Raw genomic sequence first — 25,311 nt, 5'->3', positions numbered from 1 at the left:
CGAGTGGATATGCGGGCAGCGAAAGGACGCGTCCGATGAACGATCACGATGATTTCGCGGAACATTCGCCCGTCAGGCCCTACCTCCTGGAGGATCCCGAAGGCAATGCCGTCGTGGTGCTTGAACGCATCCTGCCCTACCTGCTGAATCGCACCACGTTCCAGCTCAACCAGCTTCTCAAGGCCGACCTGAAACCGCACGGCCTGTCGATCTCGAACTGGCGGGTGCTGGCGGTCGTGGCCACGAACGAGTCTGTCACGATGAACCAGATCGCGACCTACGCCATGATCGAGCAGCCGACGGCAAGCCGCATGGTGGACCGGCTGGAGGCGGACGGGCTGATCCTGCGGCGCGATCGGGCCGAGGACCGGCGGTTCCGGTCGCTCGAACTGACCGAGAAGGGCCTCAAGGCCTATGAAGCGGTTCGCGATCTTGCCTTCGCCCACACCTCGCGCGCGCTCGACGGGTTGTCGAAGACCGAACGCGAGGTATTCACCCAGACGTTGATGCGGATCGAGGCCAACCTGTCGAAGCCCCTGCCCGAAGGCTGAGGCGGGTGCGGGGAATTTCGGTTGCCCCGCAACATATCAAAAGTCATATTTTTCCCGGGGACGGCCGCCCGCGGCGACGGCATGGCACCGTCCGGGTCGGATCGCTGCCGCGCGTACCGAACGGGACTGATTGGGGAGGTCGAGACATGAACACGCACACCGCGAAACCCGCCGCACCGCGCGACCTCGAAGCGGCGCGCGACGCGCTCGCCCGCCTTCTGGGCGATCGGTTTTCCACCGGGAGCTCGGTCCTCGACCAGCACGGCCGCGACGAAAGTTGGCACCGCCCCCAGCGCCCCGACGGCGTGTGCTTTCCCGAGACGACCGAAGAGATTTCCGAAATCTGCAAGATCTGCTTCGCCCACGAGGTGCCGATCGTGGCCTTCGGGGCCGGGTCGTCCGTCGAGGGGGCGCTGATCCCGACCTCCGGCGGTATCGTGGTTTCCACCGAGCGGATGCAGCAGCTTCTGAACGTGGACACCGCGAACTTCGACTGCACCGTTCAGCCCGGCATGCGCCGCATCGCCTTGAACGAGGCGCTGCGCGACAGCGGCCTGTTCTTTCCCGTCGATCCCGGGGCGGATGCGTCCATCGGCGGCATGACCGCGACGCGGGCGTCGGGAACGAACGCCATGCGCTACGGCACGATGGCCGACGCCGTGCGGGGGCTCGTCGTCGTGCTGGCCGACGGTCGCATCCTGCGCACCGGCACCCGGGCGCGCAAATCGGCCGCCGGTTACGACCTGACGCATCTCTTCGTGGGCTCCGAGGGCACGCTAGGCTTCGTCACGGAGATCACGCTGCGCCTCTTCCCGCTGCCCGAAGAGACAGATACGGCCATCTCGTCCTTCGACACGCTGGACGATGCGGTGAACGCCGCCGTCGCGATCCAGCAATGCGGGCTGCCGGCAGCACGGCTCGAACTGCTGGACGACGTGATGATCGACGCGGTCAACGCGTTCTCGGGGACCGATCTGCCCCTGCGCCCGCATCTCTTCATCGAATTCCACGGCTCGCGCCCCGCGAACGACCATGCCATCGAACTGGTGGGCGAGATCGTGAAGGACATGGGCGGCAGCGATTTCGAATGGGCCAGGACCCAGGAGGACCGCAACCGCCTGTGGAAGGCCCGCCACGATTGCGCCCATGCCTGCAAGAACTACCGGCGTCCGAAGCGGCTTCTGACCTGCGACGTCTGCGTGCCGCTGTCCGCGCTGGCCGAAAGCATCGCCCGCGCCCGTGCTGATGCGCGCGAGAACGGGTTCGACGCCCCCATCCTGGGCCATGTCGGCGACGGCAACTACCACATGGTGCTTCTTGTCGACCCGGATGACGCGGACGAGGTCGCCCGGGCCCAGGGCGTCGCGGATCGCCTCGTCGATCACGCGATCGAGGTGGGCGGCACGTCGACCGGGGAGCACGGCGTGGGGATCGGCAAGCGAAAGCACATGGTCCACGAGCACGGCGAGGTGGCCGTCGACCTCATGCGCGACATCAAGGGGCTTCTCGACCCGCGAAACCTGATGAACCCCGGCAAGGTCCTGCCCTGACATGGCGGCCGCGTATTCCGTTCACGACTACCGCCGGCTCGCGAAACGGCGCCTGCCGAAGATGGTCTTCGACTACCTCGAGGGCGGCGCGGAGGACGAGCGGGGGCTCACCCGCAACGAGCAGGCCTTCGACGACTGGCGTTTCCGACCCAGGCGGCTCGTCGATGTCAGCGAACGCAACCTGAAGACGACCCTGTGGGGCCGCACCCATGACCTGCCCGTCTATGTCTCGCCCACCGGCCTGAACGGCCTCCTACGTCCCGACGGGGACCGGATCCTCGCCCGTGCGGCCGCCGCTGCCAACATCCCCTTCGCGCTCTCCACGGCCTCGAACGGCTCGATCGAGGATGTGGCGCGGGCCTGCGACGGCGAGACGTGGTTCCAGCTCTACGTCATGAACCGCGAGCTGGCCGACATGCTGGTCAAACGCGCGCTGGACGCCGACTACGACGCGCTGATCCTGACCGTCGACGTGCCGGTGAACGGCTACCGCGAGCGCGACAAGCGCAACGGGTTCCAGGTTCCCCCGCGCCGCGACCTGCGCACCCTGATCGACGGGGCGCTGCACCCGGCGTGGTCGCTCGACTTCCTGCGCACGGGCGTGCCGAAACTGGCGAATTTCGAAACGATGGAGGTCACGAGCCTCGAGGCGCAGGCCGCCCTTCTCAGCCGCAAGATGGACGCGAGCTTCGACTGGGACGCCCTCGAGCGGCTGCGCGATCAGTGGCCCCGCAAACTCATCGTGAAGGGCCTGAGCCGGGTCGAGGACGTGCGCCGGTGCGAAGCGCTCGGGGTGGACGCGGTGATCCTGTCGAACCACGGCGCCCGCCAGCTCGACGCGATCGAGGCACCGATCCGGGGGCTCGAAGCCGCCGTCGCGGATGCCTCCGTCCCGGTCTTCGTCGACAGCGGCGTGAGGCGCGGCGCGGACGTGATCAAGGGGCTTTGCCTGGGCGCGCAGATGGTCGGCCTCGGCCGGGCGCTTCTCTATCCCCTCGCCGCGCGCGGCCGCCCCGGTGTCGATGACTGCATCGAGATCCTCAAGGCGGAAATGGACGGGGCGCTCGCCCTCCTGGGCGTGCCGGAAAGCAGCGGGCTGGGGCGCGACCTTCTTACCGACTGAGGGCCGACGATTGGCGATCGACCGGTGGCAGGGGCTTGGCTAACCTGACCGGGGCGCAACGCCGCGCGCGGGGACGAGGTGGAGAGCATGGCCCCCGAAGAATTCGAGGTTATCCGCAAAGCCGAGGGCTACGGACCGGCCAAAGAAGTGCAGTTTGCGCCGAACAGCCGCAGCGCGCCGCACGTGCACGACCAGGTCTCTTTCGTCTACGTGCTCGACGGCGTGTTCATACTGAACACGGCGCAGGGCGCGCCGCGCTACGGTCCGGGCGAAACCTGCCTTCTCGAGGCGAACGTCGAACACGCCGAAGAAGCGGGACCCGAGGGCGCGACCATCCGCGTCGCACGCAAGTAGGAGCCGCCTTCCGCTACCGGTGGCCGACCCAGCCCCGATCATCCGTGAATGCCCGCGCCTTGGAAATCGCGACCGGCCCGTAACCGTCCGGGAGGTCGGCAAGGGGGGCGAGCGGCCGCTCTGACGCCGCGAGCAGGATGTTGGCGCGTCCATTGCCGCTGGTCGGCCCCTCGACCGCCTCCACATGCGGGTAAAGGCCGGTCAGGATCGCGTGCACGCCGCGCGCGAGCGGGCCATCGGGACGGTCGATCAGGTTCACGTAGACCGGGCCGTCCACGATAGCGCGCAAGCGCTCATAGGTCTCCACCGTGACCAGGTGCGCCGGGACCGAGCCCGAGGAGAACGCATCCATCACCGCCGCATCGAAGCGCTGCCCGGTCTCGTTGATGTAGACGCGCCCGTCGGCGTGGACGAGGCCCAGCCGCCCCGCCGCTTCCGCGACGCCCCCTTCCGCGTCGTAGCCGGTTCGCGAGATCATCTTCGCCGCGCGCGGCAGGTGCTGCGCCACGACGCGCGTCACGAGGGGATCGATTTCCACCGCGATCGCCCGCGCCTCGGGGCGCGAGGCGAGAAGCCTGGTGGGCAGCGTATAGCCGCCTCCGCCCACGAACAGAACCGAGGGCGCGGGGCCAAGGTCCGCGTCGAGGCGCGACCAGAGCCATTGCGTGTAGGGCAGCGCGAGTTCGTCGGACGGGGACGTCACCTCGGCCGCCTGCGTGGTTCCGTCGGAGAACAGCCGGACTTCGGCCCCGCGCTCGACGATGTGCAGGCAGGACAGACCGGATTCGTATTGGCACAGCGGCTGGCCCACCAGCCCGCCGAAGGCGACAAGACCGCCCGCCGCGAAGGTGACGGTAGAGTTCGGGCCTGCGGTGCCGGTCGCGTCGGAGGCGCCCCCGCGCACGAAGGGCACGCATAGAAGCGCCGCCGCGCCACAGGCGGCGAAGGTCGCCGTGGCGCCGATCAGGGGCAAGGCCGCGAACCCCGCAAGGATCGCGCCGAAGATCGCCCCCAGCGACCCCGCGGCGAGTACGATGCCGAGTGACGAACCTTCCCGCCCGGGCCGCGCCTCGATCGCGACCTTGGCCAGGAACGGCGACGGCAGGGTCACGCAGACCGAGGGCGGGAAGAAGACGATCAACACCGTGATCACCATCCCCGCCGTGCCGCGCACGCCCCACCCGTTGATGAGGCCCAGAAGGGTCGGCGTGATCGCCATGAGCACTGCCGTCGCCACGAGCGCGCTGCGCACGTGTCCCGCCGCGATCCGCCGGGGACGTTCGGCCAGAAGGCCGCCCAGCGCGCTGCCCAGGGAGAAGCCGCCCAACACCGTGGCGATGACGCTCGTCCAGGTCAGCAGGGAGGTTCCGAAGAACGGGGCGAGCGCCCGGCCCGCGGCGATCTCGTAGGTCAGGCCGACGGCGGAGAGGACCAGGGTGATTGCGATCGTGATCGAGAACCGGATGGCTGCCTCCCATTGGCCCAAAGCATCTGACAGGGAAGAGCATGACATCGACAGCGCGGAAAGCCGAGAGGTGGAAGAAGCCACGCCGCCCCGGTGGCGGGATTTCGGTACCTTTCCGGGGTCAGGCCCGCTTCGTGGCCCAGCCCATCACCCGGTAGGCACGGTCGCGCTGGGATTTCAGCGCCCGGCGATACTTGATGCCCAAGGGCGACGCCTTCACGGCATTCTCGGCCCGAGCGAGCGGGCGCAGGACGCGGCCGCGCCACAGGGCCCGTTCACAGGCCGCGACGATATCCGCCCGCCCCCGCGCGCGTGCCGCGTCAAGGATCTCGGTCGCGAAGGCCCGCTCGTTGTCGGTGCGCAGGAAGACATGCGCGAAGCGGCCCGGCTCGTACGCCGACCAGTCGAAGCTCGGGGCGGCCGCTTCGCCCCCGGCCCCGAACAGGTCGAGCGTCACCATCGTGCGCAGGCACTTGGGGCAGGCCGAGCAATTCTCGTATCCCTTCCCCTCGATACGGATGTCGCAGACGTTCAGGCTGTCCAGCGCTTCGGGTGCCCCGGCGATCAAGGACGTCTTCTCGACCCGTCCGAAGCTGGCGTCGTCGTGGATCACGGTCATGCGGCGGCCCGACCAGAGCGGGTCGATCACGGGACTGGAGCCCCACGGAACCAACCCGCCCCAGACATGGGTCGAACCGATGACGCCGGTGCCGAGCCCGCCGGACAACATGTGAAGCACTGTGGCAAGGCCGGCGCCGTGTCCAAGATCCGCCCACCGGTCATGAAGGCTGCGGCACGCCGTCATCAGGTTGGACTGAACCGGCACGAACCGGAGCCCGAGCTGCCCGGCCGTGTGCGCGAGCGTGTCGAGCGTTCGGAACGCGGACGGCTCCACGGGCCGGTCCGTGTGGTAGATGTGGATCGCGGTGGTGGCCGGTGCGACCGGGCGCGCCAAATCCGCCGCTCCTGGGCCCCGATGGCGAAGCGCCGAGAACATGCTGTCGACGCCGCCCGAGAAGAACACGCCCGTCTCAGCGGCCGGCGCGCCCGTCACCGGGACCGTGACCTCCACCGCCCCTTCGATCCGGGGCACGCGCAACCTGCCGTGCAACCGCGCCGTTTCCGCCAGCGCCGAGCGCACGCCACGCAGCAGGACGGGATCGACCTCCATGCCACCGAGGTCGAGGTCCACGCCCTCGACAAGCGCCATGATACCCGCATAGGGCAGGATCGCGTCGGCGGCCGGCGAAAGGAGCGCCGCATCCGCGTCTCTGAGCGCGAAGAAAACGGAAACGTCGTCGCCGGCGCGGCGCCCATCGAAGCGGAACCTGAACGAACGCCCCGTCAGACCGTGCGGCAGATCGGGCGTCTCCGAGGACACGTTCAACATTTCGAAATACTCCCTCGCTCTGGCGACCATGTCGGCCCCGGAAAATATCCGGATACGCGGGCCACTCGGCGATCTGAAAAATTCAGATCGCACCCACTATCGCGCTCCTCCCCCCGGAGAAATTATTGATCTAGGACGATGCCACAGAATCGGAATTCCGATGAAAAATTGTCAGAAAAAATACCGTTTCCAACGCGGATACGGCGGATGTATTTATCTTAACTACATGTTATATTTTGATAAATATCAAATATTGTCCGGAGCGATCCCCCTCCAGAACTAACCTTTTGGATAATAAGAGGGCAAGAATAAGAGGGATTGTCGCGCCACACTGAAACCCAAATGGCGCAGCCAAACCGCACGCGCGCCGCGCGATCCAAATTGCGGCGACACCCGCCCGCGTCTAGACTGCCCGAATGTTCGCCTTCGCAGCCGCCGTGTTCTTTCTCATCATCACGCCCGGCCCCGGTGTTCTCTCGACCGCCGGGGTGGGCTCCGGCTTCGGGTTTCGCAGCGGGGCGCGGTATGTGCTGGGCCTGTTCCTGGGCACGAACCTGGTGGCCATCGCGGTGGTCAGCGGTCTCGCCGCGCTCGTGCTGGCCGATCCCCGGATCCGGACGGTCCTGTTCGTGCTGTCCTTCGGATACCTCGCCTACCTCGCGTTTCGCATCGCCTTCGCGGGGACCCGCATCGCCTTCATCGAACGGGCGCGCCCGCCGGGCGTCATGGGCGGGATCATCCTGCAGACCGTCAACCCGAAGGCCTATGCGGTGAACATGGCCTTCTTCAGCGGCTTCGGTTTCCTGCCGGAGAGCTATGCACTCGAAATCGCCGCGAAGTTCCTGATCATCAACGCGATCTGGATTCCCATCCACTTCCTGTGGCTGTGGGCCGGCGTGACGCTTCACCGGCTCGACCTGTCCGAGCGCGCCCATTCGGTGATCAACGTGGGCATGGCGGCCTCCATGCTGGCGGTGGTGGTGCTGGCGGTGGTCGCCCGGCTCTAGTCCGTGAATTGCGCATAAAGATCGCAACAGCATCACGAAGCGCGGAGCGTCAACATCCCCAGGTTGACTTCCGCAGGCTGCGCGGCGCTAGGTCGGGACAGAGGGAAGCCTTTTTCACGACTCTCGGGGTGCGGCATGACCAGAGCGCGACAATTGGTAATCGCCTTGATCGGCCTGTGCGTTCTCGGAACAGGCCCGCTCTTGGCGCAATCGCGGTCGCAGGCGCCCTGTGACCAGGTGTCGATGGAAATCTTTCCGAGGACGGGACACTTCAAGGGTTTCAAGGGGTTGGACGTGCAGTCGAACGGCCTCTACCTGTCCTGCGGCGTCTCCTTCTCCCTGTCCGATGACCTGGACGTGGTCGCCGGCGTCAGCGCGATGTCCTTCGTCAACAGCTTCGATGTGCAGAGCTATTCGGCGGGCGCCTCGGTCGAGGTCCAGTACCGCCCGGGCATCATCGAGAACACCGGCTTCTATGCCGGCGTCGATATCGGCATGATCTACGGCTACAAGGGCTACTTTCCCCCGTCGCGGATGTTCGGAGCGCTCACGCCGGCGGGCGATCTCAAGGGCGGTGTCCTTTATGACATTCCGAACACGCGCGCGACGGTCTTCGCAGGCGTCCGGTTCGTGCCGCCCGTTGGCGTGACCGGAATCGTGGCGCCGGGCATCGGGATGACCTACTCCTTCTAGACCCGCGGCCGCGGCGTTTCCCCTGTTCCCCGTTTGCAGCGGGCAGACGCGGACCTTGTGCAGCGGCATTGAGGCGGCCGCGCGCTTTGGCTACATCGGGGCGAGGAACGGGGGCCTCGCCGGCATGTATCGCGTCTGGAATTTCATCACGAACAACACGGTGCTGCTGGTCGCGGGCGCCCTGGTCGCGCTGGCCTGGGCCAACCTCGATGCCGGCAGCTATGCCCGCTTCATCCATTTCCCGCTGTGGTTCAACGGCTGGCTCGGGGTCGACCTGCATGTCTGGGACAATGCGTTCGGTGCCGGCGCCGAGGCGTTCGAGACCGGCGATGTCGAGCGGGTTCTGACCCCGCAGTTCATCGTGAACGACCTGCTCATGGCCTTCTTCTTCGCGATCGCGGCGAAGGAGGTCTGGGAGGCACTCATCCTCGAGCGCGGGGCGCTGCGCGGACGCAAGGCGGCGACGCCGCTGGTGGCGATGGCGGGCGGGATACTGATGCCCGTGGCGCTCTACCTCGGGCTTGCCGCGCTCGCGGGATCGAGCACCTACACCGCGCTCGCCCACGGCTGGGCGATCCCGACCTCGACCGACATCGCCTTCGCCTATGTCATCGGGCGGATCGTCTTCGGCGCGGGACATCCGGCGCTGCGGTTCCTGCTGCTCCTCGCCATTGCTGACGACGCGGTTGGGCTCGCCATCATTGCCCTGGTCTACCCGACCGGGGTGCTGGCGCCGGGGTGGCTGCTCGTGTCCTTCGCGGCCTGCCTGTTCGTGTTTGTCGCCTTCAACTGGCTCCCCCGCCGGCTGGACCGGGGCGATCCCACGCGGGCGCGCTCGACCTGGGTGCGGCTGCACCTGAAATGGTATCCCTACGCGATCGCCGGGCTGATCAGCCTTGCCGCCTTCACGCAATCGGGCGTGCACCCGGCGCTCGCCCTGCTGCCGGTCATCCCGGCGATCCCGCATGCAGACCGCGCCTTCGGCCTGTTCGCCGAAGCCGAGACCCATCTGAAAGACATCCTCAACACGCTCGAGCGCGCGCTGCAGGTGCCGGTCGAGGTGATCCTGTTCCTCTTCGCGCTGGCCAACGCCGGGATCGTCGTGACGGCGGCCGGGGCGCCGACCTGGATCGTGCTGGCCGCGCTGGTCGTGGGCAAGCCGCTGGGCATCGCGCTTTTCGGTTACGGTGCAGCCGTGCTCCTGCGCCTGGGACTGCCCGAAGGGATGCGGCTTGCCGACCTCGTCGTGGTGGGCACCGCGGCCGCGACCGGGGTCACGGTGTCGCTCTTCATCGCGGCGCAGGCCTTCGCCCCCGGCCCCGTGCTGGACGCCGCAAAGCTCGGCGCGCTCCTGAGCGTGGGCACGGTCTTCGTCGCGGTCCTTGCCGGGCAGCTTCTGCACGTGCGCCGGCGGGGTGGCTGAGGTCCACCCCCTGTGGCCGCATGGTTTACCGGGCGGAACCGATCGCGGCCACGTGAGGCGCGCAACCTCTCCCAATCATGGACAAAACATTGTCCACGCGGTCTTTTGTCCGACATAATGGGGCCAGATTGATCCTCTACGACTGTCCGCCACGAACGCCCGGGGACATCCGGGCCGTGGGGCGACAGCAGATTCCGGGGTTCGGATGATCGAATTCGACAACGTATCCAAGTCCTTCTGGACCGGACAGCAGCGCAAGGTCATTCTCGACCATGCGTCGTTCCGGGTGCCGCTTGGCCATTCGCTGGGCATCCTCGCGCCGAACGGGACGGGTAAGACCACGATCATCAACATGATGGCGGGGCTGGAGAAGCCGGACGAGGGCGAGGTGCGGCGCACCTCGCGCGTGTCGTTCCCGCTGGGGTTCATGGGCGGGGTCGTCCCGAAGCTGTCGGCCAAGGAAAACGCCCGCTACATCGCCCGCATGTACGGGCTCGACCCGGATTACATCGAGGCGTTCACCCGCTGGCTCTGCGGGCTCGAGGAATATTACGACTTCCCCCTGGGCACCTATTCGTCCGGCATGAAGGCGCGGTTCACCTTCGCCTTGCTGCTTGCGCTCGATTTCGACATCTACCTGATCGACGAGGGCATGCCCCAGACAACGGATGCCGAGTTCAACCGCAAGGCGGGCGACGTGCTGCGCCAGCGGCTTGAAAGCGCAACCGTCGTCGTGGTGAGCCACCAGGCCCAGACGCTCGAGAAATTCTGCCGCTCGGCCGCGGTGCTCCATAACGGCCAATTGTTCATGTTCGATACCTTGGAAGAAGCGAAACAGCTCTATGACTACTCCACCCAAGGCTAGGAAATTCCGCATCCGACGCCCCGGCGCCCAGGACGACAAGCCCGGCGCCCAGGCCCGCGACACCCAGCCGCCCCGCCGCGAGGCGGGACAGGCCGACGCGTCCAAGGCGCCGCCCCGGCGCGCGCGCCAGCCCAACCCGATGGAAGCGGCGGCACAGGGGCCGCAGGAGGACGGCTTCGGTTCGGCCCCCTTCCCCGGCTCGGCCGCCTCCGAACGCAAGACACCCGCCACCCGGCGCGAACCGGCCGAGGTCGAGATCGCGCGCATTAAGCAGGAGGGGTTGACCGGCCGCCAGCTGCGCATGGCGCGCCGCGTGGCACAGAAACACGGGCTCGCGGCCACGTCGGATTACGACGCCGTGCGGCTTCTGCGTCAGGAAGGCATCGACCCGTTCCAGACCGCCAACATGCTCCAGCTCGTCTCCTCCGAGGAAGAGGAGAAGGGCAAGGCGGGCGAGGGCAAAATCCAGCTGCCGCAGACGATCCAGCCCGGCCAGCCACAGCTACCCTCGACGAACGTCATGGACGCGGCCGAGCGCGCCAAGTCGATCCAGGAAATGCAGGAACAGATCGTGCGGCGGCGCCGCAAGAAGTTGCTCCTGCTCGCCACGCGTCTGGCTGCCTTCGTGTTGCTGCCGACCCTGATCGCGGGATGGTACTTCTACGTCGTGGCCACGCCGATGTACGCGACCAAGTCCGAGTTCGTGATCCAGAAGGCCGAGTCGGGCGGGACCGCGATGTCGAGCCTGTTCGCGGGCTCCGGGCTGGCCACCAGCCAGGACTCCGTCACCGTCCAGTCGTACCTCACTTCGCGCGACGCGATGCTCAGGCTGGACGAGGATCTGGGCTTCAAGGCTCATTTCTCGAACCCCGCGATCGACCCGATCCAGCGGCTCGACCCAGGCGCGTCGAACGAAGAGGCCTACAAGGTATACACCAAGAACGTGAAGATCGGCTTCGACCCCACCGAAGGCATCGTGAAGATGGAGGTGATCGCCGCCGACCCCGAAACCTCCGCGGCCATGTCCGAAGCGCTCATCGCCTATGCCGAACAGCGGGTCGACAACCTGACCCAGCGCCTGCGCGAAGACCAGATGGCCGGGGCGCGCGAGAGCTACGAGAAGGCCGAGCAGGCGATGCTCGACGCCCAGTCCGAGGTGCTCAGGCTCCAGGAAAGCCGGGGCGTGTTCGACGCGACATCCGACGCGACCTCGATCATGGGGCAGGTCAACACCTTCGAAACCCAACTTCAGCAGAAGCGCCTGCAATTGCAGCAGCTGCTCGACAACCCGCGCCCGAACCAGGCGCGCGTCGAGGGGGTGCGGGGCGACATCGAGCGGCTCGAGAACCTGGTCGCGGACCTGCGCGCACGCCTGACCGAGGAAAGCACGCAGGGCGGCGACAGCCTCGCGGCCGTCACCGGGCAGCTCGCCATCGCGCAGACCAACCTTGAGACCCGCACGGCGCTCATGCAGCAGGCGCTGCAACAGCTGGAGACCGCGCGGATCGAGGCCAACAAGCAGACCCGCTATCTCGAGATGGGCGTGCATCCCGTGGCGCCCGACCAGCCCACCTACCCGAGGGCGTTCGAGAACACGTTGCTGGCCTTCCTCGTCTTCGCGGGCATCTACCTGATGATCTCCATCACCGCGTCGATCCTGCGCGAACAGGTGACCAGCTGACGCCGACCCGGCCCGTGCGCGCCGCCGGATGACCGCGGTCAATGCGGGGCGCGCGCCACTTCCCTTTCCTGTCAGTAGCGCCGGATGGCGTGATCTGACTGAACAAGGGAGGCCTGCAACATGGCGATGAAGATTTTGGCTCTGGCTGCCGCAGTGTGCACCGTGGCGACAGGCGCGGTGGCGCAAAACACTGCGGGAGAAGAGGAATTCATGGTGGCCTGCGCGGGCTGCCACGGCGAGAGCGCCAAGGGGGACGGCCCCCTGGCCGGGCTCCTGAAGATCGATACACCCGATCTCACCCGGATGACCGAGCGCAACGGCGGCGAATTCCCCTTCGAATACGCGGTCTGGATGATCGACGGACGCGAGATGATCCGCATGCACGGCAGCACCGACATGCCGGTCTGGGGCGATCGCTTCATGGCCACGGCCGCCGGATCCGAGAAATCGCCGATCGTACAGGAATTGATGGCCCACGGGCGCATCCTGTCGCTGGTCTACTACCTCGAGAGCATCCAGGAGTGAGGCGGGCCCCGGCCTGATGCCGGGCGCGATATTGTCCGGAGGGCCGGGCCACCTTACGTAGCGGGCATGAGCGCCCGCATCCCCCTGCCCGACCGCATCAGCGCCTGCCGCCTCTGCGCCGAGGGGTTTGCCGAAACGCGCACGGCCCACGCTCCCCGCCCGGTCGCCTGGTTCGAAGAGACCGCGCGGCTGCGCGTGATCGGGCAGGCCCCGGGCAAGCGGGTGCATGAGACGGGGCTGCCGTTCAACGACCGCTCCGGCGACCGTCTACGCGAGTGGATGGGGGTGGACCGGGACACGTTCTACGACAAGAGCCGCATCGCGATCACGCCGATGGCATTCTGCTTTCCCGGTTACGACGCGCGCGGCTCGGACCTGCCACCGCCGCGCATCTGTGCCGAAACCTGGCACGACGACGTGGACGCGGTGCTCAGGCCCGAGCTCACGTTGCTGGTCGGCGTCTATGCCCAGCGCCGGCACCTGGGCACGAAAGGCAGCCTGACCGAAACCGTGCGCGGCTGGCGCGATCATGCGCCCGCGATCCTCCCCTTGCCTCACCCGTCGTGGCGCAATACGGGATGGCTGAAGAAAAATCCGTGGTTCGAGGCCGAGCTGTTGCCGGTCCTGCGGGCCCGGGTGGCGGAGGTGCTTGAACCATGAGCGAAACGACCCCCCTCGATGCGGCCCACGCGGCCATGCAGGCCGACCTGGACGACGACGCGGCACGGCTGGGCTTCTACGAACGGCTGGCCGACGGCGAACTGTTCCTGATGCTGACCGAAGAGGCACGCGGCGAGACGCTGAACCCCGAGATCGTGGAGCTCGAGGCCGAGGTCGGCGAGCCGGATCGGTACGCGCTCGTTTTCGACCGGGAAGAGCGGCTGGCGGCTTTCGCAGAGGGCCCCGCGCCCTATGCCGCGCTGCCCGGCCGGGTGATCGCGGCGATGATGGCGGGCTCGGGCATCGGGCTCGGGGTCAACCTCGGAACCGCGCCCTCTTCGATCCTGATCCCGGCCGGGGCCGTCGACTGGCTCGCCGAAACACTGGGCCCGGCCCCGGAAGAGACTGAGGGCCAGGTGCAAAGCCTCGAGGCGCCCCGCGGGCTGCCCGATCGCGTGATCACCGGCCTGTCCGCGAAGTTGGGATCGGCGGCGGGGCTGTGCGACCACGCGCTGCTGGCCCGCGCACGCTATGACGACGAAAGCACCGGGCTGGTGCTGGCCTTCATCGACGCGGTCGATGGGTCGGAAGCCGCGCTTGCACGTTCGGCGCACGAGGCGATGACATTCTCCGGGGCGGAAGAGCGGCTCGACGTGGCCTTCTTCACCGCGACCGATCCGGTGGCAGAGCGTTTCGCGAAGGTGGGCCTGAGGTTCGATATGCCGAAGCCGAAGCCGGAGCCGGTGGAGACCCCCAAACCCAAGGCCCCGGGGTCGGATCCGTCCAAGCCGCCGATCCTGAAGTGAGCCGCCCGCCCTACTGGTGGGACGCGAAGATCACGACCCAGACCGGCCGTCCGCTCAGAAGCGCGACGCCCACACCGTAGTCGACGACCGTCTGGCGCAGGATGTTCTCGCGGTGGCCCTTGGAGGCCATCCAGTCCGAGATGACTTCGTCGGCGGTGCGTTGCCCCTTGGCGATGTTCTCAGACGTGAGACGCGCCTTGTAGCCGGTAGCGGCAATCCGCTGGGAGGGGCGCGTGTCGCCTTCGCCGGAGTGGGTGAAACGCCCGGTGGTGGACATCCAGCAGGCGTGACGCTGCGCGGCCTGGTCGAGCCGTGCATCGCGGCGAAGCGCCTTGCGCCCCGCATTCTCGCGCGCGTCGTTGATCGCCGTACCCGCCGCGGCCATGAGGCTGGCCGCGTTGGCGGGAAGGGTGCAGGCCCCGGCACCCGTCGCCGTCAGCATGGCGGTCAGCGCTGCTGCCAGCAGGAGGCGGGGACGCGTCAGGATTTCGGGGCCGCCTTCTTGGTCGAAGTCGCCTCCAGCGCCTCGATTCGCGCCTTCAGGGCCTCGTTTTCCTCGCGGGCCTTCTGCGCCATCGCGCGCACCGCGTCGAATTCCTCGCGCGTGACGAAGTCGCGGTCGGCGAGCCAGCGGTCCATCCAGCTTTTCATGGCGGTCTCTGCCTCGGTCCGTGCGCCCTGCGCAACGCCCATCGCGTTGGTCATGAGCTGGGACAGGTCGTCGAACACCTTGTTGCGGGTTTGCATCGTGATCTCCTGCTAGAACTGCGTTCCGTCCGGTACGTGCCCGGGGGATCGGACCGAATATCAAAGCCTATATGGGGAAGATGTCATTGATTCTCAACTCTACCGCTTTCGGTTGACACCGCCCGCGCCCCGGCGCACCACGTCTGCATGTGGGCCGCGATCCAATTTCCGAACCTGTCACCCGAAGCCTTCGGCTTCGACCTGTTCGGCATGCATTTCGGCATCCGGTGGTACGCCCTGGGCTATATCGTCGGCATCGCGATCGGGTGGTGGATCATCCGCATGGCGATCTCACGACCGCGCCTTTGGGCCGGGGAACAGCCCGCGATGACGCGCGCCCAGCTCGAAGAGCTGGTGACCTGGATGGTGATCGGCATCATCGCCGGGGGCCGGCTGGGGTTCGTGCTGTTCTACCAGCCCGGGTATTACCTTCAGAATCCGCTCGACATCGTGAAGATCTGGCAGGGCGGCATGTCCTTCCACGGCGGCTTCCTGGGCGTGGTGATCGGGGTCATCCTGTTTTCGCGCAAGTATCAGCTCGTCACCTGGTCGATCCTCGACCTGCTCGCCATCGCGACGCCCCCGGCGCTGGGGCTCGTGCGCGTTGCCAACTTCGTCAACGGCGAGCTTTGGGGCCGACCCACGGACGCACCCTGGGGCGTGATCTTTCCCGGTCCGGCCGCGCAGGCCTGCGCCACCGCCACAGAACCGTGCGTGCGCCACCCCTCCCAGCTTTACGAGGCGGGACTCGAAGGGTTGGTGCTGGGCGCGGTGCTCCTGTTCCTCGCCTTCGCGCGCGGGTGGCTCAAGCGCCCCGCGATGCTGTCGGGGCTCTTCCTGCTGGGCTACGGCCTTGCCCGCTTCACGGTCGAGTTCTTCCGCCAGGCCGATGCGCAGTTCATCACGCCGGACAATCCCTGGGGCCACGTGGTGCGCCTGGGCGAGGCCGGGCTCACGATGGGCCAGGTCCTGACCCTGCCGATGATCATCTTCGGCATCGCCTTTCTCGTCTACGGCGCACGGCGCACTCCGCGATGAGCCTGGACGACAAACTCCGCGCCCGGATCGCACAGTCCGGCCCGATGAGCGTGGCCGACTACATGGCCGAGTGCCTGCTCGACCCCGAACACGGGTATTACACGACCCGCGACCCGCTGGGTGCGGCCGGTGATTTCACCACGGCGCCCGAGATCAGCCAGATGTTCGGTGAGCTGGTGGGACTGTGCCTTGCGCAGGGCTGGATGGACCAGGGCGCACCCGAGGCGATCGTGCTGGCGGAGTTGGGCCCGGGGCGCGGGACGCTGATGGCCGACATCCTGCGCGCCACCCGGAGCGTGCCGGGCTTCCACGACGCGGCACGGGTCGCGCTCGTCGAAGCCTCGCCGACCCTGCGCGACCGTCAGCAGGCGACACTGGCGGGGTATGGCGTGACCTGGGCCGACCGGGTGGAGGACCTGCCCCCCGGGCCCCTCTTCCTCGTCGCCAACGAGTTCTTCGACGCGCTTCCGGTGCGCCAGTTCCAGCGCGACGGCGCGACATGGCGCGAGCGGCAGGTGGGCGTGGTCGACGGGCAACTCGCCTTCGGGCTGGGCGGCCCGACCGACCCGGCCCCGCTGTCGCGCTTCGACGACGCGGCCGAGGGCGACCTTGTGGAAGTTCGCCCGGCCGGCGACGCGGTGATGGCCGAAATCGACGCGCGGCTGTCTGCCCACGGCGGCGCGGCGCTGATCATCGACTACGGCGACTGGCGCTCGCTCGGCGATACGCTCCAGGCCGTCGCGGGCCATGAACGGGCCGACCCGCTGACCGACCCCGGCACCGCCGATCTTACCGCCCATGTCGACTTCGAGGCGCTCGCGCTGGCCGCCCCGAGGCTCACCCATTCGCGCCTCACGCCGCAGGGCGTCTTCCTCGAAAGGCTGGGGATCACGGCGCGCGCGCAGGCCCTGGCTCGCCGGCTCGAGGGAGATCCGCTTGCCAACCACGTCGCCGCGCATCGTCGCTTGACGCACCCCGACGAAATGGGAACCCTGTTCAAGACCCTCGCGTTCGTACCCGAGGGCGCGCCCATGTTGCCGGGGCTTGAGACATGAACCTTGAACTGATCACCTCCAGCGCACTTGATGGCATCCGCCACGGGTTCTTCACCCGAAAGGGCGGGGCTTCGTCCGGCGTCTATGCCGGTCTGAACTGCGGTGGCGGTTCCGACGACCAGGCCGACGCGGTCGCGCTGAACCGCGCCCGGGCCGCGGCCGCGATGGAGGCCACGCCGGAGGCGCTCGTCGCCGTCCACCAGGTGCATTCGCCCGACGTGGTGACCGTGCGCGAACCGCTGAGCGGCGACCGCCCGCGCGCCGACGCACTGGTCACGGACGTGCCGGGGCTGGTCCTGACCGTGCTCACCGCCGATTGCGAACCCGTGCTTTTCGCCGATGCGGAAGCCGGGGTGATCGGCGCCGCGCATGCAGGCTGGCGCGGGGCGCTCGACGGCGTGCTCGAAGCGACGCTGGACGCGATGGTCGCGCTGGGCGCCCGGCGCGAGGCGATCCACGCGGTGATCGGGCCGACGATCAGCCAGGCGAACTACGAAGTCGGGCCGGAATTCATGGAGCGCTTCATGGACGAAGACCCGGAGAACGGCCGGTTCTTCGCGGGCGGGCACGGCGACCGGGTGATGTTCGACCTGCCCGCGTTCGGACTTTACCGCCTGCGCGAGGCGGGCGTGGGCCATGCGGAGTGGACGCGCCATTGCACCTACGCAGACCCGGAAAGGTTTTATTCCTACCGCCGCTCCGTGCATCGGCGGGAGGCCGATTACGGCCGCCTCATTTCGGCGATCCGCCTCTGACACTGGCGCGCAAGCGCGACGATTGTTGCCCGGCCCCGTGCAAATCGGCCGCATTTCTCCGCGAACCTGCCCAAACCCCGCCACATTTCCGGCGCCTCATGGCCACAACCGGACAGGCGATCCGCAAAGAGAAAAGGGGCCGAGATGTCGAAGAACCGCTGGATCAAGTCGATCGTGGAGGCCGCGCAGGCCCCGAAGGTCGCACTGCCGATCCACAGGGGGCATCGCGCCGCCGCCGGGCTCCGCATCCGGACCGGTTGAAGCAGCGCACCATGACAGCGACGCGGGCCGCCCCCAAGGGGCGGCCTTTTTCATGGGCTAGCGCTGGCGGCGCGCGGTGAGCCAGCCGACCCAGCTTTCCACGGTGCCCGCGAAAGCGTTGAGGTCGACGTTCCCCTTCACCCCGCGTGCGACGCCGGTTCCGGAATACTGCCAGAACGTCCAACGCTCCTGCGGATAGCGCTCGGAGGGGTGCGCGGCGACAGAGCGCAGCCAGAATTCGTACCCCACGAGCCGGCCGAGGTCGTTCTCCTCGTAGAAGTCGGGCGTCGTGTAGATCACCGGCGCTGTGCCGTAGTGGTTCTGCACGATGGCCACGTATTGCCGGATATAGTCGCGCACGGTGTCGGGGTCCGGACGGCGCCCGCAGGTGCGCGAACCGTGGTTCCACTCCATGTCCAGCATCGGCGGCAGGTCACCCTGCATGCGCGGCACGTTCTTGATGAACCACCGCGCCTGCTCGGCCGGCGTCCGGCAGAAGTAGTAGAAATGATACCCACCGACCGGCACACCGGCCGCCCGGGCGCGCGGCGCGTTGATCTCGAAGCCGGGGTCGAGGTGATCACCGCCCTCGGTGGCCTTGAGCCAGGCGAAGTTCACGCCGTTGGCCTTGGCGGTGACGAAGTCGATCTCACCCTGGTAGCGCGCGGCGTCGATCCCGTGGATCGGGTATTGATCGGGACGAATGCCGTGTTCCATCCACTCGATCGGCTCGGTGTCGCCGAAGATCGTCGGGATGCCCGGCGTCGTGTAATTTTCCGGCAGAAGCGGCTTGGGGTTCGCCATGCGCCCACGGCTCGGCCCGTCGCAGGCCGCAAGCGCGAAGGCCGCCACGATGGTCAGGGCGAGCGCTGCGCGCCGCCGGATTGCGTATGTCATTGTGTTGTGCCTGCTCGGTCGTTTTGCCCGAGCATAGCGTTTCGCGCGGTCTCACGCATCCATCGCGTTGGGCGCGTTGGCGGGGACTTGCCGACCCCGCCCCGGGTCAGGCGGCGGGCGATTCCCCGCTCACGCCGGTCCATTTCCCGGCCTGCGACTTCGGCAGGATGATCACGCGGGTGCCCGTGTCGACCTGCGCGGCAAGGTGAATGGCGTCCTGGTTGAACATGCGGATGCAGCCGCCCGATTCCGTCTCGCCCACCGTCCAGGGGTAAGGCGTGCCGTGGATGCGGTAGAGCGTGTCGCGCCCGCCACGATAGAGGTAGAGCGCGCGCGCGCCCAGCGGGTTGTCGAGCCCGCCTTCCAGTCCGGCGCGCACGGGGCCGTATTTCTCGGGCTCGCGGCGCAGCATGTTCTGCGTCGGCGTCCAGTAGGGCCAGTCACGCTTGAGCGCGACCCGCGCCTCGCCGGTCAGGCCGTAGCCGGCCTTGCCCACGCCCACCGTGTAGCGCATCGCCTTGTTGTCGCCGAGAAGGTGGTAGAGCCGCCGCCCCTCGGGATCGACGACGATGGTCCCCTCCGGGTAAGGCGCGTAGTAGTCGACCACCTGGCGCACACGTTCGGCGTTGAGGTAGGCGGGGTTGATCGCGGGAACCGCGAACCCGTTGTCCTCGGTCGCCGCGTACATGCCGCGCGAGGCGAAGGTTTCGGTTTCCATCTGCGCCGTGTCGCAGGCTGTCAGAGCCAGTCCTGCAAAAAGCGCCAAGGCCAGTTTCACACCGGTCAGCCGTTTCACGATCACGTCACATCCCCCGAATCGAACCGCCTGACGCAGGCCTGACGGTGAAAAAGCATTGTCCGAGAGTCAGTTAACCGGTGCCGGGATGCTGTTGACAACCTCTTCCATGCGAAAAAGTCACGCAACGGCGCGGAAACGTGGACTCCGCGCAACGGCGCACAGAAGGCGCTCGGGCGAGTCGCCGGGGATTCGTGCAGGAGTCGCGGTGAGTCCTGTGTGGCGGGTCGGGAAACGGCGGCGAGCCGCCCTTAATTGACTGTAAACAAACGCATTTACCGCCATTAATATGCATACATATCTTCTATTGACTGGAAATGATATGTATAGATACTATTATCCCACAGATCGCGGCCCGATGCCGCCACAGGAGGACAACCCATGCAGTACTACGTCGACGGTTTCCGCCCCGGTGATCCGGACCTGAAGCCGGCCGCCCCCGGCCGTGCCCCGACGCTGGGGCGCAAGGATCTGCCGGAAAAGGTCGACGTGCTGATCGCCGGCTGCGGCCCCGCGGGGCTGTGCCTTGCCGCGCAGCTGTCTCAGTTTCCCGACATTCACACGATGATCGTCGAACCCAAGCCGGGCCCGATCGAGAAGGGCCAGGCGGACGGCGTGAACGTGCGCTCGATGGAGATGTTCCAGGCCTTCGGCTTCGCCGAGAAGGTCAAACGCGAAGCGTACTGGGTGAACCAGACGAACTTCTGGATGCCCGACCCGAAGAACCCGGACCACATCGCCCGCGTCGGACGCCAGCAGGACGTAGCCGACGACCAGTCCGAGATGCCCCACACGCTGATGAACCAGGCGCGCATCCACGAGCTGTTCCTCGACGTGATGCGCAAGTCGCCCGCGCGGCTGGATCCCGACTACGGCCTCGCGGTCCAGACACTCGAAATCGATACGACAACCGACGACCACCCCGTGACCGTGACGCTGGAACGCGCCGACGGGACCACCACCACGGTGCGTGCCAACTACGTGGTCGGGGCGGACGGGGCCCGTTCGAACGTGCGCAAGGCGATCGGGGGCAAGCTCCACGGCGATGCGGCGCACCAGGCGTGGGGCGTGATGGACATCCTCGCCAATTCCGACTTCCCGGACCTGCGCATGAAGAACCTCATCACCTCGGCGAAGGAGGGCAACCTGCTCATCCTGCCGCGCGAGGGCGGGTATCTTTTCCGGATGTATGTCGAGCTCGACAAGTTGAACCCGGACGAACGCGTGGCCGCGCGCAACCTGACCGTGGATCACATGATCGCGGCGGCGAACCGGATCATGAAGCCCTATTCAATCGACGTGAAAGAGGTTGTCTGGTGGTCCGTCTACGAGATCGGGCACCGCCTGACGGACAAGTTCGATGACGTGCCGGAGGGCGAAACCGCCACCCGCATGCCGCGCGTCTTCACGATGGGCGACGCCTGCCACACGCATTCGCCGAAAGCCGGCCAGGGCATGAACGTGTCGATGGGGGATGCTTTCAACCTGGGCTGGAAGCTCGCGCAGGTGCTGGGCGGCCGCTCCGATCCGAGCCTTCTGCATTCCTATACCGAAGAGCGGCGGACCGAGGCCAAGCGGCTGGTCGACACCGACCATGAATGGGCGCGCATCATGTCGGCCCCCCTCACCCCCGGCGAGCTCGACGGCAGCGAGATGCCGCGCTTCCAGAAGCACTTCGTCGCCAACCTGGAGTTCACCGGCGGGCTCGCCGTGCGCTACGACCCGTCGCCCATCGTTGCGGACGGCGCGCAGCAGGCGCTCGCCACGGGCCTGCCGCTGGGCAAGCGCTTCCACTCGGCCCCGGTCGTGCGGATGGCAGACGCGATGGAGATGCAACTGGGCCACGTCGCCGAGGCGGACGGGCGCTGGCGCATCTACGCCTTCGCGGGCAAGGACGACAGCTCGGCCCCGGGGTCACGCATCCATGCATTGGCCGACTGGCTGGAAAACGACCCCGCTTCGCCGGTGCGGCGCTACACGCGGACGGGCGAGGACATCGACGCGGTCATCGACGTGCGCGCGGTGTTCCAGCAGGACTTCCGCGACCTCGACTACGAGGACATGCCGTCGCTTCTGAAACCCGCGAAGGGAACGTTCGGCCTGCGTGATTTCGAGAAGGTGTTCTGCGTCGATCACAAGAACGGCCACGACATCTACGACATGCGCGGGATCGACCGGGCGCAGGGCTGCATGGTCGTGGTCCGCCCCGACCAGTACGTGGCCCATATCCTGCCGCTCGACGCGACGGGGGAGCTGGCCGAATTCTTCGCGGGCTTCCTGCTGCCGCAGGAGAACGCGGGGGCACCGGAGGCGAACGCCGTGCCGGCCTGAGCCGGGCCATTCAGGCAAAGAAAAACGGCAGGGCGTTGGCCCTGCCGTTCTTCAATTCAGGTTCGGACTGCGCTCAGGCGAGTTCGAGCTGGGTCGCGGACTCGCGGCCGTCACGGCCGGCTTCGAGTTCGTAGGTCACGGCCTGACCGTCGGCCAGTTCGCGGATGCCCGCGCGCTCAACGGCAGAGATGTGCACGAACACGTCGCGCCCACCGGTTTCCGGTGCAATGAAGCCGAAGCCTTTGGTGGTGTTGAACCATTTCACGGTGCCCTTGGCCATCGTGTTTACTCCTATAAAATTCTGCCCGCGGTATGCGGCAGTTCGGCTCAGTTCAGTTCGTAGAGGCAGACTGAAGCCGGATAGGAGACAGGTGCAGTAGGAAGAGAATGTAGCAACGCCCGTCTATCCCGCGGTTTCGCCCTTGGCAAGACAATTCGGTGCCGCCGTTCAGCGTGCGGCGCGAAGCTGCCGATGGCGGCCGCGCCATTCGTGCACGGTGAGCCCGATCACCGCGATGTCGATCAAGCTCAGAACGATCAGCATCACGCCCAAGGCGCCCTTGAGCAGCAGCGTTGCGACGAAGACGAGATGCGTCCAGCGCTCTGCCCCGTCGCGCGGCGCCGCGGTCATACGCCGCGGCCTCAAGCCTCGGCGGCCATCCGCGCTTCGAGGACGTCGAAGGGCACGCCGGGTTCGTCCTTGGCGTCCCGGATCACCAGCGAGGTTTTCACGCTGGCCACGTTCTCGGCCGCGGTGAGCTGTTCGGTCAGGAAGGTCTGGAAGGTCGACAGGTCGGGGGCCACGCATTTCAGGATGAAATCGACCTCGCCGTTCAGCATGTGGCACTCGCGCACGAGCGGCCAGTTGCGGCAGCGCTCTTCGAAGGCCGACAGGTCGGCTTCCGCCTGGCTGACAAGGCCCACGCTCGCGAAGACCTGCACTTCGAAGCCCAGCGCGCGGGCGTCGACGTCGGCGTGGTAGCCACGGATGAAGCCCGCCTCCTCCAGCGTGCGCACGCGGCGCAGGCAGGGCGGTGCAGAGATGCCGACACGCTTTGCGAGCTCGACATTCGTCATCCGCCCATCGGCCTGCAGTTCGGCCAGGATCATCCGGTCGATCGGGTCGAGCTTCGCGCTTGGCATCTGTTACCCCTCATTGATTTGGCGAACCTTACCGCTGGAGGTCGCGCTGCGCAATAATATTTCGCAAATGCGCAACATCATAACCCGGGCCGTCAGCATGTCGCATGGGGTTCCGATACGCGCGGGGCGCCACTATATCGGGATCAACCACCAATTCGAGGGGATTCGTCATGTCTGGGACGCACAATACCCGGGTTCTGATCATCGGGTCGGGCCCCGCGGGCTACACCGCCGCCATCTATGCGGCACGCGCCATGCTCAAGCCCATCCTCGTCCAGGGGATGGAACCGGGCGGGCAGCTCACCACCACCACCGACGTCGAGAACTACCCGGGCTTCACCGAGGTCCAGGGTCCGGAGCTCATGGTGAAGATGGAAGAACACGCCAAGGCGATGGGCACGGACGTGGAGACCGACATCATCACCGATCTCGACCTGTCCAAGCGGCCTTACGTGGCCAAGGGCGACTCGGGTGCGACCTATGTCGCCGAGAGCGTGATCCTTGCGACCGGGGCGCGGGCCAAGTGGCTCGGGCTCGAAACGGAGGAAAAGTTCAAGGGCTTCGGCGTCTCCGCCTGCGCCACTTGCGACGGCTTCTTCTACCGCGGGCAGGAGATCATCGTGGTCGGCGGCGGCAACACGGCCGTCGAAGAGGCGCTGTTCCTCACCAACTTCGCCTCGAAAGTCACCGTGATCCACCGCCGGGACGAGTTCCGCGCGGAGAAGATCCTGATCGACCGGCTCGAGAAGAACCCGAAGATCGAGGTCATGTGGGACCACGTGCTCGAGGAAGTGACAGGCACCGACATGCCGCTGGGCGTCGAGGGCGTGAAGGTCAAGAACGTGAAGACCGGCGAGGTCTCCGAGATCGACGCCAAGGGCGTCTTCATCGCCATCGGCCACGCCCCGGCCAACGAGCTGGTCAAGGATCAGCTCGAGCTGCACAACGGCGGCTACGTGAAGGTCGAGCCGGGCACGACCCGCACCTCGATCCCGGGCGTCTTCGCGGCCGGTGACCTGACCGACCATGTCTACCGCCAGGCGGTGACGAGCGCCGGAATGGGCTGCATGGCCGCGCTGGATGCCGAGAAGTTCCTCGCCGAACACGCGGAAGCGGAACCGGCCGCCGCGGTCGAGCCGGAAACCGCCGTCTGATCAAGAGGCGCAGTCCGCGTCCCCGCCTTCCCCTTCCCGGTCCATCCGGCGGGGGAAGGCCATCACCTTTCCACCCCCGATCCCGTCGACGATGCCGACCCGGCGCGCGGCGCAATCGGGGCAGAGCACGTAACTGCGCGGAAAATCCCGCGCGGCCGGCCGCACCATCATCTTGATCCAATCCGCGCCGAAGCGCAGCTGATCGCAGGTGGCGCAGCGGCATTCGGTACGGGGGTCGGCGTGGAGCCCGCCGAGGTTGCCCGCACCTTTCGCGATCACCCGGTGCAGCACCCGCACCCGCCCCTCGTCCCCCGGCGTGACCGTCATGCGAAGCAGGTGGGATTCATCCGCCCCGTCCATGCGGTAGTGGGTCGTGAAGGATTCGCGCAGCACGCGGCACCATGAGAATGCCGTGCTGAGAAACGCCTGTGTTTCAGGACCCTCGATGAATTCCCACAACGAGCGCCCGATCCATCGGGTCGAACACCCGCCGTCACCGATCATTCCGCCGCCGATTGCCTGGATCCGCGTCTCACGATCCAGCGCGTAGAAGCCGTCTTCCATTCATGCATAACTCCAAACGGACCCACGCGGGCCCTTTTCCCAAGTCCGATGACGCTACGCCGGGAAGTGTTAACGGATGATGAATTGGCGGGGGTGCCATTTACGTGGCATTTTATTCCATTATACATGAACTATGGAAAAGCCAGACGCCATCGCCGCCCTGTCGGCCCTTGCCCACGACCTGCGGCTCGACATCTTCCGCCACCTGACCCGCGCGGGCGCGGCCGGGGCGCCCGCCGGCGACATCGCCCGGGCACTGGATATCCGGCCGAACACGCTGTCCAACAACCTCACCGTGCTGTCCGCTGCCGGGCTGGTGCGTGCGCGCCGCGAGGGGCGCTCCGTGCGCTACTTCGCCGAGCTCGACCGGATGCGCGCACTCCTGGGCTTCCTGCTCGAGGATTGCTGCGGCGGCGCCCCGTCGCGCTGCCAGCCCTTCCTGGCCGAGTTCGCCCAAACCGACTGACCGGAGCCTCC

General features: G+C 67.2%; 28 protein-coding genes. 18 read left to right on the top strand and 10 right to left on the bottom strand.

Translation table 11 applies throughout. The annotated features are described in order from the left end of the window. Positions 1-35 precede the first annotated feature (35 nt). The 4 genes from GQE99_RS15840 to GQE99_RS15825 all read left to right on the top strand — a co-directional run bounded on the left by GQE99_RS15840 (position 36) and on the right by GQE99_RS15825 (position 3,578). The gene (locus GQE99_RS15840; RefSeq protein WP_161352609.1) at positions 36-551 is read left to right on the top strand and encodes a MarR family winged helix-turn-helix transcriptional regulator; all 516 of its coding nucleotides are present in this window, start codon (positions 36-38) and stop codon (positions 549-551) included. A 146-nt stretch (positions 552-697) separates the two neighbouring features. After that, positions 698-2,101 carry an FAD-binding oxidoreductase gene (locus tag GQE99_RS15835; protein WP_161352608.1) on the top strand — a complete coding sequence of 468 codons (1,404 nt, stop codon included), beginning with the start codon at positions 698-700 and terminating at the stop codon, positions 2,099-2,101. 1 nt (position 2,102) lies between these two features. Beyond that, positions 2,103-3,224, top strand: a complete 1,122-nt coding sequence (locus GQE99_RS15830; protein ID WP_161352607.1) for an alpha-hydroxy-acid oxidizing protein — start codon at positions 2,103-2,105, stop codon at positions 3,222-3,224. A gap of 87 nt (positions 3,225-3,311) precedes the next feature. Continuing rightward, positions 3,312-3,578: a cupin domain-containing protein gene (locus GQE99_RS15825; RefSeq protein WP_161352606.1), complete on the top strand. Its 267-nt coding sequence runs from the start codon at positions 3,312-3,314 to the stop codon at positions 3,576-3,578. 13 nt (positions 3,579-3,591) lie between these two features. On the opposite strand, the gene GQE99_RS15820 is transcribed toward GQE99_RS15825, so the two are convergent. Together GQE99_RS15820 and GQE99_RS15815 are read right to left on the bottom strand one after the other, a co-directional pair. Further along, positions 3,592-5,091, bottom strand: a complete 1,500-nt coding sequence (locus GQE99_RS15820) for a fused MFS/spermidine synthase (protein WP_202530864.1) — start codon at positions 5,089-5,091, stop codon at positions 3,592-3,594. A 73-nt stretch (positions 5,092-5,164) separates the two neighbouring features. Further along, the gene (locus GQE99_RS15815; protein ID WP_161352605.1) at positions 5,165-6,433 is read right to left on the bottom strand and encodes a hypothetical protein; all 1,269 of its coding nucleotides are present in this window, start codon (positions 6,431-6,433) and stop codon (positions 5,165-5,167) included. 416 nt (positions 6,434-6,849) lie between these two features. On the opposite strand from GQE99_RS15815, the gene GQE99_RS15810 reads away from it, so the two are divergent. The 8 genes from GQE99_RS15810 (at position 6,850) to GQE99_RS15775 (ending at position 14,093) form a co-directional block, all read left to right on the top strand. After that, complete coding sequence (locus tag GQE99_RS15810) at positions 6,850-7,440, top strand: LysE family translocator (RefSeq protein WP_161352604.1); 591 nt, start codon at positions 6,850-6,852, stop codon at positions 7,438-7,440. A gap of 201 nt (positions 7,441-7,641) precedes the next feature. Next, the gene (locus tag GQE99_RS15805) at positions 7,642-8,133 is read left to right on the top strand and encodes a hypothetical protein (protein WP_161352603.1); all 492 of its coding nucleotides are present in this window, start codon (positions 7,642-7,644) and stop codon (positions 8,131-8,133) included. A gap of 124 nt (positions 8,134-8,257) precedes the next feature. After that, positions 8,258-9,556, top strand: coding sequence for a Na+/H+ antiporter NhaA (locus tag GQE99_RS15800; protein WP_161352602.1), 1,299 nt, complete (start codon positions 8,258-8,260; stop codon positions 9,554-9,556). A 205-nt stretch (positions 9,557-9,761) separates the two neighbouring features. Beyond that, entirely contained in the window at positions 9,762-10,421 is a 660-nt protein-coding gene (locus tag GQE99_RS15795) for an ABC transporter ATP-binding protein (protein ID WP_161352601.1), read from the top strand. Then, positions 10,399-12,102 (top strand): capsule biosynthesis protein, encoded by a 1,704-nt coding sequence (locus tag GQE99_RS15790; RefSeq protein WP_202530862.1) that lies wholly within the window; start codon positions 10,399-10,401, stop codon positions 12,100-12,102. Before GQE99_RS15795 ends, GQE99_RS15790 begins: the two co-directional genes overlap by 23 nt. A 120-nt stretch (positions 12,103-12,222) precedes the next feature. Further along, positions 12,223-12,627: a c-type cytochrome gene (locus GQE99_RS15785; RefSeq protein WP_161352600.1), complete on the top strand. Its 405-nt coding sequence runs from the start codon at positions 12,223-12,225 to the stop codon at positions 12,625-12,627. Positions 12,628-12,693: 66 nt separating this feature from the next. Continuing rightward, on the top strand, positions 12,694-13,287 hold the full coding sequence (locus tag GQE99_RS15780) for a uracil-DNA glycosylase family protein (protein WP_161352599.1): 594 nt from the start codon (positions 12,694-12,696) through the stop codon (positions 13,285-13,287). Further along, positions 13,284-14,093 carry an SseB family protein gene (locus GQE99_RS15775; RefSeq protein WP_161352598.1) on the top strand — a complete coding sequence of 270 codons (810 nt, stop codon included), beginning with the start codon at positions 13,284-13,286 and terminating at the stop codon, positions 14,091-14,093. Before GQE99_RS15780 ends, GQE99_RS15775 begins: the two co-directional genes overlap by 4 nt. 10 nt (positions 14,094-14,103) lie before the next feature. Here the strand turns inward: GQE99_RS15775 and GQE99_RS15770 are convergent, their stop codons facing one another. Both GQE99_RS15770 and GQE99_RS15765 read right to left on the bottom strand, forming a co-directional pair. Continuing rightward, the gene (locus GQE99_RS15770) at positions 14,104-14,535 is read right to left on the bottom strand and encodes a CAP domain-containing protein (protein ID WP_161352597.1); all 432 of its coding nucleotides are present in this window, start codon (positions 14,533-14,535) and stop codon (positions 14,104-14,106) included. A 38-nt stretch (positions 14,536-14,573) separates the two neighbouring features. Continuing rightward, positions 14,574-14,840 (bottom strand): accessory factor UbiK family protein, encoded by a 267-nt coding sequence (locus GQE99_RS15765; protein ID WP_161352596.1) that lies wholly within the window; start codon positions 14,838-14,840, stop codon positions 14,574-14,576. Positions 14,841-14,987: 147 nt separating this feature from the next. Between GQE99_RS15765 and lgt the strand changes: the two genes are divergently transcribed. Genes lgt through pgeF form a run of 3 tightly spaced genes read left to right on the top strand, consistent with a single transcriptional unit; the run spans position 14,988 to position 17,688 of the window. Then, complete coding sequence (gene lgt, locus GQE99_RS15760; protein ID WP_161352595.1) at positions 14,988-15,878, top strand: prolipoprotein diacylglyceryl transferase; 891 nt, start codon at positions 14,988-14,990, stop codon at positions 15,876-15,878. Beyond that, the gene (locus tag GQE99_RS15755; protein ID WP_161352594.1) at positions 15,875-16,933 is read left to right on the top strand and encodes a class I SAM-dependent methyltransferase; all 1,059 of its coding nucleotides are present in this window, start codon (positions 15,875-15,877) and stop codon (positions 16,931-16,933) included. Before lgt ends, GQE99_RS15755 begins: the two co-directional genes overlap by 4 nt. Further along, positions 16,930-17,688 (top strand): peptidoglycan editing factor PgeF, encoded by a 759-nt coding sequence (gene pgeF, locus GQE99_RS15750; protein ID WP_161352593.1) that lies wholly within the window; start codon positions 16,930-16,932, stop codon positions 17,686-17,688. Before GQE99_RS15755 ends, pgeF begins: the two co-directional genes overlap by 4 nt. A 318-nt stretch (positions 17,689-18,006) precedes the next feature. Here pgeF and GQE99_RS15745 read toward each other — a convergent pair whose 3' ends face one another. Together GQE99_RS15745 and GQE99_RS15740 are read right to left on the bottom strand one after the other, a co-directional pair. Next, positions 18,007-18,846, bottom strand: a complete 840-nt coding sequence (locus GQE99_RS15745; RefSeq protein WP_328794150.1) for a GH25 family lysozyme — start codon at positions 18,844-18,846, stop codon at positions 18,007-18,009. Positions 18,847-18,952: 106 nt separating this feature from the next. Further along, positions 18,953-19,642 carry a L,D-transpeptidase gene (locus GQE99_RS15740; protein ID WP_328794149.1) on the bottom strand — a complete coding sequence of 230 codons (690 nt, stop codon included), beginning with the start codon at positions 19,640-19,642 and terminating at the stop codon, positions 18,953-18,955. Positions 19,643-20,023: 381 nt separating this feature from the next. Here GQE99_RS15740 and GQE99_RS15735 point away from each other — a divergent pair, with 381 nt between their 5' ends. Beyond that, positions 20,024-21,973, top strand: coding sequence for an FAD-binding monooxygenase (locus GQE99_RS15735; protein ID WP_161352592.1), 1,950 nt, complete (start codon positions 20,024-20,026; stop codon positions 21,971-21,973). A 73-nt stretch (positions 21,974-22,046) separates the two neighbouring features. On the opposite strand, the gene GQE99_RS15730 is transcribed toward GQE99_RS15735, so the two are convergent. The 3 genes from GQE99_RS15730 to GQE99_RS15720 all read right to left on the bottom strand — a co-directional run bounded on the left by GQE99_RS15730 (position 22,047) and on the right by GQE99_RS15720 (position 23,116). Continuing rightward, positions 22,047-22,253, bottom strand: coding sequence for a cold-shock protein (locus GQE99_RS15730; protein ID WP_161352591.1), 207 nt, complete (start codon positions 22,251-22,253; stop codon positions 22,047-22,049). A 168-nt stretch (positions 22,254-22,421) separates the two neighbouring features. Beyond that, positions 22,422-22,604 carry a hypothetical protein gene (locus GQE99_RS15725; protein ID WP_161352590.1) on the bottom strand — a complete coding sequence of 61 codons (183 nt, stop codon included), beginning with the start codon at positions 22,602-22,604 and terminating at the stop codon, positions 22,422-22,424. Between the two features lie 11 nt (positions 22,605-22,615). Next, complete coding sequence (locus tag GQE99_RS15720) at positions 22,616-23,116, bottom strand: Lrp/AsnC family transcriptional regulator (protein WP_161352589.1); 501 nt, start codon at positions 23,114-23,116, stop codon at positions 22,616-22,618. 170 nt (positions 23,117-23,286) lie between these two features. Between GQE99_RS15720 and trxB the strand changes: the two genes are divergently transcribed. Next, positions 23,287-24,270, top strand: coding sequence for a thioredoxin-disulfide reductase (trxB, locus tag GQE99_RS15715; protein WP_161352588.1), 984 nt, complete (start codon positions 23,287-23,289; stop codon positions 24,268-24,270). Here trxB and GQE99_RS15710 read toward each other — a convergent pair whose 3' ends face one another. Continuing rightward, the gene (locus GQE99_RS15710; protein WP_161352587.1) at positions 24,271-24,834 is read right to left on the bottom strand and encodes a hypothetical protein; all 564 of its coding nucleotides are present in this window, start codon (positions 24,832-24,834) and stop codon (positions 24,271-24,273) included. It lies immediately after the preceding gene. 133 nt (positions 24,835-24,967) lie between these two features. Here GQE99_RS15710 and GQE99_RS15705 point away from each other — a divergent pair, with 133 nt between their 5' ends. Continuing rightward, positions 24,968-25,300 carry an ArsR/SmtB family transcription factor gene (locus GQE99_RS15705; RefSeq protein WP_161352586.1) on the top strand — a complete coding sequence of 111 codons (333 nt, stop codon included), beginning with the start codon at positions 24,968-24,970 and terminating at the stop codon, positions 25,298-25,300. The last annotated feature ends 11 nt before the right edge of the window (positions 25,301-25,311 follow it).

It is taken from the genome of Maritimibacter harenae, from assembly GCF_009882975.1.
Classification (GTDB): domain Bacteria; phylum Pseudomonadota; class Alphaproteobacteria; order Rhodobacterales; family Rhodobacteraceae; genus Maritimibacter; species Maritimibacter harenae.
Note: the sequence above shows the minus strand (reverse complement) of the source record. Positions and strands in the feature narration are given on the sequence as shown.